The sequence below is a fragment of the Flavobacterium sp. I-STPP5a genome (genome assembly GCF_009764685.1).
GTDB lineage: Bacteria > Bacteroidota > Bacteroidia > Flavobacteriales > Flavobacteriaceae > Flavobacterium.
This window is the reverse complement of record NZ_VHLM01000039.1, coordinates 31,355-45,793: the sequence shown is the minus strand read 5'-3', so window position 1 is coordinate 45,793 and position 14,439 is coordinate 31,355. Positions and strand designations below refer to the sequence as shown.

Genomic DNA, 14,439 nt, shown 5'->3' with positions numbered 1-14,439 from the left:
AGCCCATTCTAATCGGATGGGCTTTTTTTATATCATTTACTTTTTACAAGTAAGGTACCTTAGCTCAGATGGTAGAGCAATGGACTGAAAATCCATGTGTCCCTGGTTCGATCCCTGGAGGTACCACAAAAAATTTCCGTAACAAACTTATTTTTAAGTAGTTACGGATTTTTTGTTTTGTGATTTGTACGATTTTTGTATTGCTGGTTTGATATTCATTATTTTAAATGTCCTTTATTTTATTGAAAGTTCAGGTTTCTATATAATTATTGTATTGTTAAAAAACTCTAAATATGATAATTTGATATAATTAGAAAGTTAATATTTTTTCACTTGTTACAATTACACAATATTTTTTACTGCAGGTAATTAACAATAAAAAACAATTTTTAAAATTTTCAGATTCAATCTTTTTGCTAATTTTTAAATTTAGCTTTTCTATTAAATCGGGATATTTATCAGATTCTATAAAATAGAAAATACCAGCAAGAAAATCACAGTTGTAAGCTAATATGGTTTTCTGAACTTCAAAGTCAAATATAGTAATTTTATTGTTTCCTATATATTGGTATACTTCATATCTCAAATTGTTTTCAAAAATAGTTTCTACCCAATCTAAATCAAATTCGTGTTTTTCGTATTGCTCCCCTATTTTGAATCTTATTTTTCTACTCATAGAAATTCATTTAAACAACAAAACCACCTTTTTGAGGTGGCTTTGTTATAGTTATAATCAATTTAGAGCTTTGTAAAAACCATATTTTGACCATTAACAGCTACAGTTATTGTATTTCCATTAACAGCTCCTGTGTAGCTTATATTCTTATTGAACAGTTTATTAAGATTGTTTGGAGATACTTCTATATTAAATGAAAAAGTTGCATTTGGTATATTGTAATTGTATGTTCCAAGTAGGTTTCCATTAGGTTGAGTAATTGAAACTTGTGTTGTAGAGTTTGAAAAATACAGCACAAAATTTGAACCATTTTGAACAGATTTCCATTCTGTTTCTCCAATTGAATCAGGAGCATTAACTGAATTTGTGTTATCTTCACTTTTTGAACAAGAGGTTGCAAGCATTGCAATTGTTGCAATCGTTGCAACTAAAAATAATTTTAATTTTTTCATTTTGGTTTAAATTTATTAAGTTTATTGTTTGTTTTTCAGTTATTTACAATGTATTCTAATCGTTTATTGGATAAAATTTAAAACATAATTAGATTGATAGTAGTTTAAATAAAAATGGGTTTTGTCTTCATCAATAATTGTTGGTCTATTGGTTATTTTTTCTAATCGTTTTGTCATTTCTTGGAATAACTTTTTGTATTTTTTCTCTAAAAATTCTTCATTTTCCGAAATTGTATCTGGAATTTCAATCCATGAAGATTCAGGATGAGCTTCTTCAATTCCAAACATTACTATTTCTATTTTGCTTTCATTTTGAATGATAATCATTTTGTAATAAGGAAAAATAAAATTTTCAAAGCCTGTTTCTCCCGCTCCTTTTATTAGATAATGAACACTACAAATAGGATTATTTTTTAGAATGTTTAATACATCAATTTCATTGTCAATTAATCCTAAATAAAGCTCTTTTATATTTTTCAAATGAGCAATTGGTTTTATAGAAGTACAAGGATTGTTTTCAATATTTAGATGTTCTAAATCAGTATGATTGTATAATGCTTCAATGTTGGTTATTTTATTGTCGTGTGCAATAATTTTTTTCAGTTTGATATTGTTTTTCAATGATTCTAAATTAGTTTCGTTGTAGCAGCTTATATTGATTTCTTCTAAATTGATACAATATTTTAGAAAAGATAAATTAATTTCATCATCTGAAAGGTGTGTCCATAAAAAAGTAATTTTCTCGTAATCTGATGCAGAATAAATCTCTTTAGATTGTAATTTGTAATCTAAAATTTCTTGGACTTTATACATATTGGGATTACAAAAAAAATCGTTCCTTGCTTTTTTACAAGTCTCATAAATTTCTTCTTTTGAAATTCCATTTTCAGCCCAATACAAATGGTTTTGGATTATATATTTTGTGTTTTTATCCATATTTCTCTTTGAAATTGTTAGTAGTTGGGATTAAAAAAGAATTTCATCATCATTTTGAGTATGAAATTTTTGAGGAATGATTTCCCCTCTATATTTTGCTACATAATAGATGTTATTCCAAAAATATTCTTGAAATGCGTAAGAATATTTGAACTCTATTACATCTGTCATTATACCAATTTCAGGGATACTATAAATATCGGAATAACCTAACTCTTCGTTTTTAATTACCCAATCAATAATAGCTCTTCTATTATTTTCTATAAGTTTATATTCTGCTACTATTTCTTTAAAAATCAGCTCATTTTTATGCAATTCAATTGTTGCTAATAAACCATTATAAGCTGTCATAAAATCGCAACCTTGTCTTAAATCAGGATTGTTACAAGTCATTAGAACTCCCATTATACAAGCTTTGCCATTTTCTCTGCAAAATGTTACTTTTTCGTAATAGTCAAATAGAGATTTATATTTTTCTAACCATTTTTTAATTTTTTCTACTTTGGTAGGAATATCTGGATGCTTTTCTCTAAGCTCTAAAAGTGGGTCAAATTCGTCCATTATTTTAAACTGTTTTTCATAAAATTGTTTGTAATTACAACTTTTTGCCTTTAATTTGAGATACTTATTCTAACTTTGGTAGTCTAAACTGTTAATAAATAGTTTTTTGTTGAAGTAAAAATTTCTTCCTCCTTCACTTATCATTTCGTGAGAAGAATTATCATAGTATTCAATTTCAACTTGGTCTATAAATTGTAATGTTTGCTTATTGAAAATGGTACAGATACCATTTTGAAGTGATTCTATCAAAATATATTTAAGGTCTTGTGAACTATAAGGAATTTCATTTTCGAGTTCTTCACAATGCACAATTACATTCTCGAAGCTTCTTATGAAAATTAAATTTGCAAACTTTAGTATAGCATTATGCAATGATTGTTTTTCAAGTATCTCCTTTAACATTTTGTTTATCAAATAAGCTTCAGTAGAGATTATATAATTTTCATCATTTCTTAATAAAATGATTTTTCTACAATTCACAAATTCATATTCTACTGTGTTTGCTTTTATTGTTTTCATTAGGTTTATAATGTTTGGTTTTTTTTATTGGCTCGTAATCTTCTAATAAAAATAACAAGTGTACTAATACTCCCAAGTATTAAACCCGTACCATAATTGAAACTACTTTCAGTTCTTTCAACTCGGTTTCCATAAGAATCGCTAATATCATAAAAAGTTCTACTCTCACTTGTTATCCAACCTATTATCATTGCTATTGTTATACCAAACAATAGAGAAATTATAACACTTTTTATAATGCTTTCTAAACTTTCTTCTTTGCCCAAAGAGTTTATTGAAGCAAAAACATTTTTCAATCTATTTTTTATATTCATCTTTTTATTTGGGATTTTATTTGAAATTATTTCGTTTATTGGTTCTTCTGACATATCAATTTCTTTTTCAATTATTAAATCAGAATTTCCTTTTAGTTTCCTATTTTTGATTAAAACATAAGACAAGTACAATCCATTCCCAACAGAACCATTTGAAAATTTTGGCATTGTTGAAGCAATTTCTTTTGATAGATTAGAAGCATTTGGGTCATCAGGAAATAACGAGAAGAAATCAAGTTGAAACATTTTTGATAAATCACCAAAACTTTCATAATTATATTTTTCACACAATTTACTTACAACGTCTATATTATTCGGGTTTATAGCTATTATCTTATTCAACATTTCTTTAGCTAATTTATTAGAACATATTATTCTGTATATTTCATATAGTTTAATATAAGAATCTTCAAAATCATTTTTAAGCTCAATTGTTTTGTTTAAATCTAAAATAGCTTCATCATAGTGTTTTAAATTAAAATGAGAAAGTCCTTTAAAATAATAAACTCTATAATCATCAAACATTGCTATTGAAGCTTCTTCAAAATCTTTTATAGCTTTATAATATTCTTCCAAAAAGAAATATGAAGATGCTCTAAAAAAGTAAGCAAGTGAAAAAGAATTGCCTAATTTTTGGTTGTCAAGTATTGATTTAGTGAAATAATCAATACTTGATTTGTAGTTTTGTTTCTCATATTCATCAACTCCTAAATTGTAATTTTCAAAATTTATCATTTCTTAATTATTTTTTTTAAATTAACCCATTTAAAACAAGGTAAATTTCTCCGTTAATCACATTTTTTGAAAAATCATTTATATTGATTAAATATTCTTGTGTTAAACCATCTTCTAAAAAATCTCTAATCCCATTATCTACATAATAAATTACTCTATTCGCAATTTGAGAATTAAATGGCACGATAAACTTTATTATTCCTAAAGCTGAATTTTTTACAGTAACAATAACTATATGCTGATTATTAATGTCTCCTTCTCTATATTCAATAGCTTTGTATTTTAAATATTTTATATCTATTTCGCCTGAATTATCTTTACTCTTACAATCTCCACAAAGATTAAAATGCTTATTAAATTCTCCTCCACATTTAACGCAGATTTCATTTTCTTCAAATACTTTTGGGTTAATCATTGCTTTTATTTTTAGCTAAATATTAAATACTTTTTTATCTTTTACGATAACCAACAAAGGCAAAAATAGACAAATTTTGTTTATCATAAATGATAATTAAAATTTGGAAGATTTATTACAAATTAAGGTTGGTAAACGTATTCGGCAAATCAGAATTGAGAAGAAATTATCTCAACAAGATTTAGCGGCTAAATGCAACTTTGAAAAAAGTAATATGAGTAGATTAGAATCTGGCGGAGCTAATGCAACGCTTTCCACTTTGAGTATTGTTTCCAAAGCTTTAGGTATTGAACCTGTTGAACTCTTCAAATTCTGAAACAACTTTAATACTAAATTTTTCATTTGCTATACTTAATTTTTAGCAAATATAAATTCAATAGTAATTAAGGTTTTAGAGTTGCAAATTTGCAAGTGTTATTCTGAAAAATCATCATCAATAAAATAAGGTTCATCAGTTTCTCTCTGCTCTTGAATTAGAACTATTTTGTCTTTTAGAATTGGAATAAATTTAAAATCATTTCCAAAATTTGCACTGGTCACAATAAATTTATCGGCAAATTTATAATCCATTTGTTTGTAAAACGCTGATTTTATTCTTGATATATGGGTGTAAATTGCTTTACTATCGGGTTTAACCAAATCATCAATACTTTGAAGCATTTTATCATAGTCTAACTGATTGGAAATACCAGCATAAAGAGAGATTATTTCTTTTTTGTAACTAGTAAGATGCTTTATGTTTATGCCTTTTGGATTATTGTAAAACAACATATAAACAGCTTTTGTTAAATGACTTAACTGGATTTCAATGTTATTAAAATTGGGCAAAAGTATTCTGAAATCTTCATCAATTACTAAATTATTTTCAGAATTAATGTCAATTGTATTGGTTTCGTTTTCAAGTATTTCTTTTAAAATTGGCAAGGCAAAAAGCAACTGACCATTTTGTTTTAATTCAGCTAATTGCTTTTGAATTTCATTGATTTTAGCCAATGCATCATCATCAAGATTTTCATAAGGATTGAATGATTTTATGTTATCAATCATATCATCACAATCATCAAAACTAAAAATTCTTTGTTCACTTAATGTCTTGAAATACAATAGTGAATCTGTGAAAAAATTATCTTGTATCAAAAATTCATTACATTCAACTATTGTTGATTCATTAACGAATATTAATCCACATTTTATAGTTCCGCTATATCCAAAATAATCTAATATTTTTTGGATTTCTGGTTTTTGGAATATGTTTTCAAATTGAAGCGTTCTGAAATTATCTTCTGATAAATAAGGCAAATAATATTTTAAGATTGCATCAAAGTTTTTAGAAAATTGAATATTTGGTAAATACACAAAGTTTTTATATTCCTCACTAAATCTTTTTTTTATAGTTTCAAGATTAGTCTTAATGTATTGGTTAATAGTATGGTTATTTTCTAAATCAAAAAAAATAACCATATTATCATTAGTGTTAAATTGTGAAAATTCTGAATTGTTTTGAAACTTGAAATTTTCAAATTTTTCTACTTTTCTATCTTCTATGAATTTTTGAGTATCAAACATTACAACCTATTTAGTAATGCCAAAAATAAGATACTTATTCAGAATTTGAACTTTATTAAAGAATTAAAATTTATAGAAATCGCTATTAAGATAATACTGTAATAAAATTCATTTTTATATTGTGTTTTATTCAGCTTGATTTGAACTACTTTACACGCTTAACATTCAGCAAATTTTTTTTTCAGCAAAACTGTAATATCCTAAATGTGAAATAATAATGTGGTCAAAAAAGTGAATATCTAATAGTTTACAAGCTTCTTTTATTCTGTTTGTAATTTCAATATCGGCATCACTTGGAGCTAATTTTCCACTTGGGTGATTGTGGCAAATTACTATGTTTGAAGCATTTGCTTTGAGAACTACACCAAACAATAATTTTATATCCACAATAGTTGAAGACACGCCACCTTTTGACAAGTTGTAAATCCCTAAAACTTGATTGGCTCTATTTAAGAGAAGCACCTTAAATTCTTCTTGTAATTCCATTCTACCAGAATACCAATTAGATTGGAGTATTTCATAAGCAGAATAACTTGTTGTTATATGTTGTCTTATTCTACTATTGGTGGAATAAGAAACTTGAATTTCGGCTATTACATTTTCCATAACATTAAAAAAATAAAAAGTGTTCAAAGGTTAAGTTATCATTTTATTGACTTCTTAAACTCTGAACACTTTGATTTTAGTGAACTAATTCGCCATTTTTAGAGAATGTATTTTCTTCATCATAGTTATTTTTCATAACATCTCTGAAAGTAGTTTTGCTTATTTCTACATTTGGAGTAACAGCTTTTTCATCTTCCACATATTCAAATCTGTGGGTTAAAGTAATTACTTCACCTGTTTCTTTCACTACATATTCATAAGGTTCACTTGCCACTTTTTCAACTTTGCCCTCTAATTCTGTTCCGATTAGAGCTTGACAAGTTGCCTCATCAAAAGTTGATGAAATTGTAGCTTTGTTGGCAGTTACATAAAACTTTCCAGTTTCTTTGCTTTTTACCATTGTTACACCACCTTGAAGTTCTAAAACAAAAAATTCTTTTCCATCTTCTGTTTCACGTTTTTTAAATCCAATAATTCTTACCATTTTTTCTAATTTTTGAGTTAAACATTTTTTCAAGAAACACAATCACAACTTTTAAATACACAGCTATCAACTTGTGTTATCATATTCTGCTGGTAAATTTTGTTTCTTACTCTTTATAGGTGGGGGTTTTGAATTGGTATGAGGAGGGGGTGGTCTTATTTGTTGTTGGGTTGAATTTTCAATGAGTTTGAAAAAAAATACCAAAAAAAATTATAAAACATTTTTACAGAAAAATACTTAAATTTGAAACATACAATCAATATCAATGAATACAGTAAAAATTGGTGATGCCTTTGAAGCAAAATCATATGAATTAATAGAGAAAGCCTTAAATAATAAAGATTTAAGTTTTATTCCTGAACATTGTACTTTATACAGAAAAAAGAAATATCATAATCTAATAAGAGAAAAAGATGTGATTTTTGATTTAGTTATTGAAGTTAAACACCCTGATGCAATAAAGCCAACGATACTATGTATAATTGAATGTAAAAACTACTCAAATCATAGTGTTCCAGTTGATGATTTAGAAGAGTTCAGCTATAAATTACAAAACATTAAAGGATATACTCCTAAAGGGATTGTCATCACAAATAATAAATTTCAAAGTGGAGCTTTTAAGATTGCGGAGAATACTGGAATAATGTTAATTGAAGTTAATGAAGACAACTATACCATTGTTTTACATAAAAATGAAAAGCTAAAAATTCAAACAAAAGAGGAAAATGATTTTGATGAGAAAATCAGAAAACTTATTGAAAATGCTTTATTACCCAAAAAAATTGATGGGTTAAAAAAGTTGAATTCATCAAATATAGAAAATATAGCAAATGAATTTTTAAATAGTTTCAATACAGATATTTTAAATTATGCTTTAGCTACACCGCTTAACAGAATAGTTGAATACTTAAAAAACGAAAAATCAGTTGAAGTTGAAACTTCTAATATAGTTGACACTTTTAATAATAATGTTTTAGGTTACTATGATTTATCAAAGCAAAAGATTCTAATAAATAATTCAATAACAGATACAATTCAATTTCCATTTGTTTTGGCACACGAAATTGGACATTATGTATTACATAGTGATTTAAAAGTAAATCAAACAATTTATGATAATTTCAAAGATATTCAATTTAGTTTTTTTGAACAATCCTATGGGATAAAAAACGAAAAAAATTGGATTGAATGGCAAGCAAATTGTTTTGCATCTTGCTTATTAATGCCTAAAAGTTCAATAATATTGAGATTGATTGCAATTCAAAAAGATTTAGGAATTAGCAAACAAGGGAGTATTTATTTAGATAATCAAGATTGCAACAAAAAAGATTATAGAGAAATTGTAAAATATTTATCTGATTTTTTTGGAGTAGGTAAAATTAGTATTGAATATAGGCTAAATGATTTAGGTCTAATTAATAAAATAGCAATTTCAAAAGAAGATAACGATGCAAAAGAATTTTTGCGAGAAATTTCAAAAATGAATATTAGGAACTACGATTAAAACTATTTATAAATGAATTATGAAAGAAGCATAAAGTTTGCTTTAGATAAATCAACAGGTCAAATTATTGATGCAGATGATGTTTTTGATGATAGACTTATTGGATTTGATTTAAGAAAAAAATACAACAGAGATGAAATCACTCCTTTTTGTTTGGAGTGTGAAAACCAATATTCGGTATCTTCAAGTAAACTTGATAGATTACATTTTAAACACATTCCTACTGATGAGTATTGCATATTAAAAGATGAAAATTTAAGTCCAAAAGTGAGGGAGGAATTTTATGATATTTATAAATCTAAAGAATCTGAAAGACATAAATTTTTAAAAAATCGAATAGGTAGCACATTAAGTCAGGTTGCAGGTGTTTCAGAAATCTACATTGACAATAAATTTATTTTTAATGGAAAAGATAAAAGAAAGCCAGATGTTTATTGTAAATATTTTGACAAAGAAATAGTTTTTGAAATACAATTATCAAAATTATCACAACGATACATATTAAATAGATTTGATTTTTATAGAAAAAAAGGAATTTATCTTATTTGGATTTTAGATAATTTTGATGTCTTGGGACAAACTCAAATGGAAAAAGACATAAAATATTTATCCAAACATCAAAATTTTTTCAAATTAGATGAAGAAACAGATATTTTTAAATTTCAATGCACATATAAATTTACTTTCCTCTCAAATGAGAATAAATTTATGGACAAATGGAATGAGGTATTTATTCCATTAGATAAACTAAAATTTGACACAGAAAATTTTGAAGCATATTTCTATAATTTTGGACAAGAAAAAGAAACTATTCTTGAGTTACAAAAGAAGAATGAAATACGAATTAAAGATGAAAAATTAAAAAAAGAAATTGAAGACCAAAAGGCAAAAGAAGCTAAAGAGAAAGTTGAAGCTGAAAGGAAATTAAAACAAAAAATAGACTACGTTTTAAATGAAATTAAAATATTAAAAGACAAACATATTGCAGTTTATGATAGTGTTACAAACGAATTAAGAGATTTTGAAGAAAATGAATTAGAAGCATTTAATTTAAGACTTAATTTAGATAAAAACAATAAATTAGTTGAATGTTTTACAAATGCAAATTCTGATGATTTTAGTTTTTTAAAGTTTATTTTAAAAGGTGGTTATATAGAATACGACACAAATTTAATAAAAGATTCTAATGGAAACAAAATCATTGACTTTATTTATAATAACAAGCAATTACCTTTTTTATATTTTTTTAAATTACTTCTTAAACGTGGATATAAATTTTGTGAAAAAGATGAGTTTTATATATTAAATTCCTATCCAAATGAAGAACATAAAGCACAAAGTTTAATTACAATTTCATATTTATCAAATCAATTTGAAAATTCAAATTTTATTCAGTATTTATTTGATTTTGAAACAGTTGTTTGTATTATTGAAAGTGCTAAACAAAACAGGATTATAGGATATAAATACAAACCTAATGAATGGATAAATTTTGCAAATAATGTAATTCAATATTACCCGAAATATTGGGAATATATAGAATTAGCATTTAAACAATTTGGATTATTTGATAAGCTTATAGACCTTGATGTTAAAGAAAGTTTTAGAAAAAAACTATTAGCTTTCTATTCTATAAAAAATGAAACTAATTACAGTTTTGATTATTTGTTTTCTGCTTTATATCCTGAAATTGGTGGAGTTAATAGTTTATAAAATAACCCACTTCAAAATAAATGAGATTGAGTTATTTTTAATTTATTGAATTATTTTTCATTTTATCTGTTTCTACCTTTGAAATAAACTTTAAAGCTTTAAGAATGTCATTATAATAAATAATTTCCTTAGGATAATTACATTCTTCATCACTTAAAAGTGAAATTTTTTTCATTTTTTCAAGATGTTTCAAACTAATATTATTTGATGTTATTTGTTCTAAAAGTTTAATTGTGTTTTTTGCAGTTTCTCTAATATCCTCTTTCATAGTTCATTAATATTAAATTGTTATTTTTCAAATATAACATTTTTTTGAAGTATTTCTAATTTTTAAAAAACCCAACCCCAAATAGATGAGGTTGGGTAACATTCAATTCAAAAACCAAGAATAGTTGGTAGAACTATCACTTAGTGCTTTTGATACACCTGTGGCAAAGCCAAAGGCATTAACTCCCCTATCAAGGAATGTGTCAATATAGGAAGCTTTGTTGCTTCCTGTTAGTAAATTGTAGAACTCCCACATATTAATATCTCCGTTAGAATTTCTACAAAAACTTTCATCTTGGTAGTAATCTTTGGCAACATTGGATAAATGACCATCATTTAAAAGCAATTCTGGTAACAAGGATTTTTCTTTTTTAGGCAAATAATTATACAATCTGCCTTTACCAATAATTTGAGCAAAATCTCTTTCAGACAAAGTATAATCCAGCAAACTTTTCATTTCTATTAAATGCTGATTAGCATTGTAAGATTGGATAATTTGCATCATTTTTTCTTCTAAATCTAAATAACTCATTGCTCTAATTTCGCCTTGAAAACCATCTGTACTAATGCAAAGATTACAACAGACCATATTTTGAAATCCGATAAAAAACTTAAATTTTTCGTAGGTTTTCTTATTATACAGATTTTCTAAATTGTAACTTCTTACACCTCCAATTGTTAAGGCTAATTTGTTACCTTTTATATTTTCTGTAATACTTGGAATCCTAACAATAAATCCCATTCTTTCAAAATATTGGGTTTTTTCGTGGTCTTGCAAATCTTTTACATTTTTATGTATTGCTTCGGGAACTCTTCCTTTAATTTGGTGGCTAACTCTAATTTCAGGTTCGTCAAAAGTTTCATTAGGAAACATTTTTTTGATAGCAGAAAATGCCGTTTCTATAAAGTCAGTATGTGAAATAGTAATTTCGTTATCCTTTGTGAATACAGGAATTACACAATTATTTTTCAAGTATGACAAACTTATATCTTCACTATTTGCTGTAATAAAAGGCGAAGTATTTTTAAGGTTTGTATCCACTTCACTAATACCAGCAGCTAATAAAGGAGTGATAATTTCAGCTTCCAATGCCATTGTTTCAAATTGACTTTCATTCAAAAATGATTGTGAATTACCAGCAAAAGAAGATATATTTTCTTCTGCTGGTATATTACGATTTTGTGTGATTGTTTGTAGTTCCATTTCCGTTTTGGGTTATGTTAGATGTTAATTCTTTTAGTAATTTTTGTTTGTTTACAAAATCTTGCTCAATAGTTTTTGATACATCAAAATACGTATTGTAAAGTTCTGTTAGTTCTTGCATATTATTTACTTCAATTACTTTCTGTTGTAACTCGTTTTTTGAAATATTTACAGCTTTTGACCATTGAATTAGCTTTTTCCCTGTGGAACTGTTAATAACAAATTCTGGCTTGTTTGAAAACATTCCAGTCCTATCTTTACTACTTTTAGCCAAGTGGTTTTCATTGATGATTTCAAAATTAACTGTCAGTTCATACTCGAAGCCCTCTCTAGTCTGTTCTTTCGTTCCAAGTTTTGTAACCTTTGACCTACCATTAGAATCAGTATCAAGACTGTACTCAATTTTTCTGCGAACACAAGTTATTACGTGAAGCTTTGAGAGCAATATTGCATCTATAAAAGACTGGTGGCGAGGTGTTACCTTTGCCCAGTCCTGCCATCTACCGCCTAATTTTTCATGAATATCCAAACAGCCACCACTAGCTTGCCATTCAGATGAAATTGAATCAATTACTAAAATTTCCATTCCTGAATTTTCTGCAAGTTTAATTGCTTCAATAAATTTTTCAGGATTATAGGGTGCTTGCAGGTCAATTACATTATAATTACCTAAATTACTGTACAATGATGCAGAATTATTTTCAGTATCAATGACACAAATTTTTGACCAATCTTCTGTCATACCATAAGCCATTAGTAATGCAGAATAAGTTTTGCCAAATCCTGATGCACCAGATAGACCAATGCGAAGTTTTGCTTCTTTTTTTGAAGCTTTTTTAATTTCCATAATTTATAATTGTTAAGATTAATATTTAATTTTGTTCAGTTAAAAATGAAAGGCTACAACCACATTTCAAAAATGTAGTTGTAGCCTTTTTGATGTACAAGAATCCAAAGAAATTATCTTAAAACTTTTTATTAGTTATCAATTAAATAACTTTAGTAAAAGAAAAATTGGATTCTTGTATTTTTGATATTTTAATAAGTTATGCTAAATCATTTTCAAATACCAAAGCATTTAATAATTGCGTTTCAAAAACTCGATGCCTTACATTTCCTATTTTCTTATCTTTAATGAATTTGATTCTGAATTCAGAATTACTAGTTTTATTTTTAATTTCGATATACTCTTCGATTGCTTTATTAAGTTTTGTATTTGAAAATTGGTCTGTTGTTTTGTTTGCTTTTGTGTATTTCATCATTAAATTATTGAAATCGGCAGTAGATATAGCTCCACCTTTTATCCAATTTTCATAATGAATTTCAATAAAATCAAAAACATCTTCACCATAATTTAATTTAAATCTTTTTAATTCCCCACTTCCACTTATCTCAACTTGTTCAATTTGACAATTATTCTCAAAATACTGTTGTATGCAGTGATTGATAAAATTATCATAACCTAACCAATCAGATTGAGACCAAATTTCAGGAAAGTAGCCCCCATGATAAGCATCAACACCATTGTTAATTTTATAAAATGGCGAAAATTCCAAAACTCTAATTCTTCTATTTAATCCACCATCATCTGTAGGAACACTTAAATTTGTTGACACTAAAAATTTTGGCATATCAGAATAATCAATAGTTACTTCATCTTGGTAAAGTTTCTTCTGTTGAGTATTCCCAGTAATTATATTTTTTAAAAATTCCCAATTAAACTTTTTACCAGCATCTGAAATATTAAAAATTCTTTCTCCGTTCCAAGATTGCAATAAACTTGAATCATATCTTATTTGTTCCGCAGAAACTTCTAATATGTTAGTCGTATCTTTTAGTAAAACACAAAATAAGTTTTTACCAGTTCCGCCACCATCTTTTTTATTCTCTACCTGGTCAGTTAATACAAGTAAATATCCTTTTCCCTCTTCATTAAAATCGTGAGCTAAATATCCAATTATAGACTTTGTAAAGTTTGAAATACCAACAGAATTTTTTAAAAATTCAGTATAAAGACAGTCATAGCTTTCAACAGTATGAAATTCTCTATTTGAAATTTTTGAATCCCAAATTAACTTGTCATTTAAAGTTGAATAATCCTTTAAAACTATTTCACTTTCTGACATCACTGCGTAACCATTTGAAAACAATCTGTATGCCGTTTTTCTTTCGTCTTTTAAAATTTTTGATTTATCAAGTTGCTTTAATCTTTTAATCAATCTTTTGCCTTGATTAAGCATATCTCGTTCAAATTTATCTTTTGCTAATAATTCTGATTTTATTTTTGACTCTGTAATAAGTGATTTCAACAAATCAAAAAAATAATTTTCTTCTCTTAGGTAAATTTTATTAGCAACTACCTGAACTAACCTATTATTGTAGAGTCTAAAACCAAGGCTATCACTAACATTTAAAACCTCTTCAAGATTGATTTTAGCAAAAGTCCTCGATGAATTTACCCTCCAAAATTTGATGCTTTCCATAAGG

The 14,439-nt window shown here is 26.4% G+C and carries 17 protein-coding genes and 1 tRNA gene; 4 read left to right on the top strand and 14 right to left on the bottom strand.

Going from position 1 to position 14,439, the window contains the following annotated elements:
- Window positions 1–53: 53 nt before the first annotated feature.
- A tRNA-Phe gene (locus FJV36_RS07820) sits at window positions 54–126 on the top strand.
- A 184-nt stretch (window positions 127–310) separates the two neighbouring features.
- Here FJV36_RS07820 and FJV36_RS07815 read toward each other — a convergent pair.
- The 7 genes from FJV36_RS07815 to FJV36_RS07785 form a co-directional block, all read right to left on the bottom strand.
- A complete protein-coding gene (locus FJV36_RS07815; RefSeq protein WP_158728210.1) occupies window positions 311–676 on the bottom strand; it encodes a hypothetical protein in 366 nt (121 codons plus the stop codon).
- Between the two features lie 62 nt (window positions 677–738).
- The gene (locus FJV36_RS07810) at window positions 739–1,128 is read right to left on the bottom strand and encodes a hypothetical protein (protein ID WP_158728209.1); all 390 of its coding nucleotides are present in this window, start codon (window positions 1,126–1,128) and stop codon (window positions 739–741) included.
- A 63-nt stretch (window positions 1,129–1,191) separates the two neighbouring features.
- A complete protein-coding gene (locus FJV36_RS07805; protein ID WP_158728208.1) occupies window positions 1,192–2,064 on the bottom strand; it encodes a leucine-rich repeat domain-containing protein in 873 nt (290 codons plus the stop codon).
- A gap of 30 nt (window positions 2,065–2,094) precedes the next feature.
- Window positions 2,095–2,625, bottom strand: coding sequence for a hypothetical protein (locus tag FJV36_RS07800; RefSeq protein WP_158728207.1), 531 nt, complete (start codon window positions 2,623–2,625; stop codon window positions 2,095–2,097).
- A gap of 69 nt (window positions 2,626–2,694) precedes the next feature.
- Window positions 2,695–3,144: a hypothetical protein gene (locus FJV36_RS07795; protein WP_158728206.1), complete on the bottom strand. Its 450-nt coding sequence runs from the start codon at window positions 3,142–3,144 to the stop codon at window positions 2,695–2,697.
- 5 nt (window positions 3,145–3,149) lie between these two features.
- Complete coding sequence (locus FJV36_RS07790; RefSeq protein ID WP_158980984.1) at window positions 3,150–4,193, bottom strand: tetratricopeptide repeat protein; 1,044 nt, start codon at window positions 4,191–4,193, stop codon at window positions 3,150–3,152.
- A gap of 16 nt (window positions 4,194–4,209) precedes the next feature.
- Window positions 4,210–4,608 carry a hypothetical protein gene (locus FJV36_RS07785; protein ID WP_158728887.1) on the bottom strand — a complete coding sequence of 133 codons (399 nt, stop codon included), beginning with the start codon at window positions 4,606–4,608 and terminating at the stop codon, window positions 4,210–4,212.
- 103 nt (window positions 4,609–4,711) lie between these two features.
- Here FJV36_RS07785 and FJV36_RS07780 point away from each other — a divergent pair, with 103 nt between their 5' ends.
- Window positions 4,712–4,924, top strand: a complete 213-nt coding sequence (locus FJV36_RS07780) for a helix-turn-helix domain-containing protein (RefSeq protein WP_158728888.1) — start codon at window positions 4,712–4,714, stop codon at window positions 4,922–4,924.
- 98 nt (window positions 4,925–5,022) lie between these two features.
- On the opposite strand, the gene FJV36_RS07775 is transcribed toward FJV36_RS07780, so the two are convergent.
- The 3 genes from FJV36_RS07775 to FJV36_RS07765 form a co-directional block, all read right to left on the bottom strand.
- A complete protein-coding gene (locus tag FJV36_RS07775; protein WP_158728889.1) occupies window positions 5,023–6,174 on the bottom strand; it encodes a hypothetical protein in 1,152 nt (383 codons plus the stop codon).
- Between the two features lie 165 nt (window positions 6,175–6,339).
- Window positions 6,340–6,780, bottom strand: a complete 441-nt coding sequence (locus FJV36_RS07770; protein WP_158728890.1) for a JAB domain-containing protein — start codon at window positions 6,778–6,780, stop codon at window positions 6,340–6,342.
- Window positions 6,781–6,856: 76 nt separating this feature from the next.
- Window positions 6,857–7,264 carry a hypothetical protein gene (locus FJV36_RS07765; protein ID WP_199250894.1) on the bottom strand — a complete coding sequence of 136 codons (408 nt, stop codon included), beginning with the start codon at window positions 7,262–7,264 and terminating at the stop codon, window positions 6,857–6,859.
- A 265-nt stretch (window positions 7,265–7,529) separates the two neighbouring features.
- On the opposite strand from FJV36_RS07765, the gene FJV36_RS07760 reads away from it, so the two are divergent.
- Complete coding sequence (locus tag FJV36_RS07760; protein WP_158728891.1) at window positions 7,530–8,768, top strand: ImmA/IrrE family metallo-endopeptidase; 1,239 nt, start codon at window positions 7,530–7,532, stop codon at window positions 8,766–8,768.
- 12 nt (window positions 8,769–8,780) lie between these two features.
- Window positions 8,781–10,481: a DUF6035 family protein gene (locus FJV36_RS07755; protein ID WP_158728892.1), complete on the top strand. Its 1,701-nt coding sequence runs from the start codon at window positions 8,781–8,783 to the stop codon at window positions 10,479–10,481.
- A 37-nt stretch (window positions 10,482–10,518) separates the two neighbouring features.
- On the opposite strand, the gene FJV36_RS07750 is transcribed toward FJV36_RS07755, so the two are convergent.
- From FJV36_RS07750 to FJV36_RS07735, 4 genes are all read right to left on the bottom strand, one after another.
- Window positions 10,519–10,749: a hypothetical protein gene (locus FJV36_RS07750; protein WP_158728893.1), complete on the bottom strand. Its 231-nt coding sequence runs from the start codon at window positions 10,747–10,749 to the stop codon at window positions 10,519–10,521.
- A 102-nt stretch (window positions 10,750–10,851) separates the two neighbouring features.
- Window positions 10,852–11,952, bottom strand: a complete 1,101-nt coding sequence (locus tag FJV36_RS07745) for a DUF3871 family protein (protein ID WP_158728894.1) — start codon at window positions 11,950–11,952, stop codon at window positions 10,852–10,854.
- Window positions 11,921–12,799, bottom strand: a complete 879-nt coding sequence (locus FJV36_RS07740) for an AAA family ATPase (protein ID WP_158980982.1) — start codon at window positions 12,797–12,799, stop codon at window positions 11,921–11,923. The genes FJV36_RS07745 and FJV36_RS07740 overlap by 32 nt, the downstream gene beginning before the upstream one ends.
- Window positions 12,800–12,998: 199 nt before the next feature.
- Complete coding sequence (locus FJV36_RS07735) at window positions 12,999–14,435, bottom strand: hypothetical protein (protein WP_158728931.1); 1,437 nt, start codon at window positions 14,433–14,435, stop codon at window positions 12,999–13,001.
- Between the last annotated feature and the right edge of the window lie 4 nt (window positions 14,436–14,439).

Bases quoted from the DNA above. Each gene is read 5' to 3' on its own strand.
- FJV36_RS07760 (WP_158728891.1), top strand. From the start codon at position 7,530: ATGAATACAGTAAAAATTGGTGATGCCTTTGAAGCAAAATCATATGAA.
- FJV36_RS07765 (WP_199250894.1), bottom strand. From the start codon at position 7,264: ATGGTAAGAATTATTGGATTTAAAAAACGTGAAACAGAAGATGGAAAA.
- FJV36_RS07750 (WP_158728893.1), bottom strand. From the start codon at position 10,749: ATGAAAGAGGATATTAGAGAAACTGCAAAAAACACAATTAAACTTTTA.
- FJV36_RS07805 (WP_158728208.1), bottom strand. From the start codon at position 2,064: ATGGATAAAAACACAAAATATATAATCCAAAACCATTTGTATTGGGCT.
- FJV36_RS07740 (WP_158980982.1), bottom strand. From the start codon at position 12,799: ATGGAAATTAAAAAAGCTTCAAAAAAAGAAGCAAAACTTCGCATTGGT.
- FJV36_RS07755 (WP_158728892.1), top strand. From the start codon at position 8,781: ATGAATTATGAAAGAAGCATAAAGTTTGCTTTAGATAAATCAACAGGT.
- FJV36_RS07815 (WP_158728210.1), bottom strand. From the start codon at position 676: ATGAGTAGAAAAATAAGATTCAAAATAGGGGAGCAATACGAAAAACAC.
- FJV36_RS07785 (WP_158728887.1), bottom strand. From the start codon at position 4,608: ATGATTAACCCAAAAGTATTTGAAGAAAATGAAATCTGCGTTAAATGT.
- FJV36_RS07800 (WP_158728207.1), bottom strand. From the start codon at position 2,625: ATGGACGAATTTGACCCACTTTTAGAGCTTAGAGAAAAGCATCCAGAT.
- FJV36_RS07735 (WP_158728931.1), bottom strand. From the start codon at position 14,435: ATGGAAAGCATCAAATTTTGGAGGGTAAATTCATCGAGGACTTTTGCT.
- FJV36_RS07795 (WP_158728206.1), bottom strand. From the start codon at position 3,144: ATGAAAACAATAAAAGCAAACACAGTAGAATATGAATTTGTGAATTGT.
- FJV36_RS07745 (WP_158728894.1), bottom strand. From the start codon at position 11,952: ATGGAACTACAAACAATCACACAAAATCGTAATATACCAGCAGAAGAA.
- FJV36_RS07810 (WP_158728209.1), bottom strand. From the start codon at position 1,128: ATGAAAAAATTAAAATTATTTTTAGTTGCAACGATTGCAACAATTGCA.
- FJV36_RS07790 (WP_158980984.1), bottom strand. From the start codon at position 4,193: ATGATAAATTTTGAAAATTACAATTTAGGAGTTGATGAATATGAGAAA.
- FJV36_RS07775 (WP_158728889.1), bottom strand. From the start codon at position 6,174: ATGTTTGATACTCAAAAATTCATAGAAGATAGAAAAGTAGAAAAATTT.
- FJV36_RS07770 (WP_158728890.1), bottom strand. From the start codon at position 6,780: ATGGAAAATGTAATAGCCGAAATTCAAGTTTCTTATTCCACCAATAGT.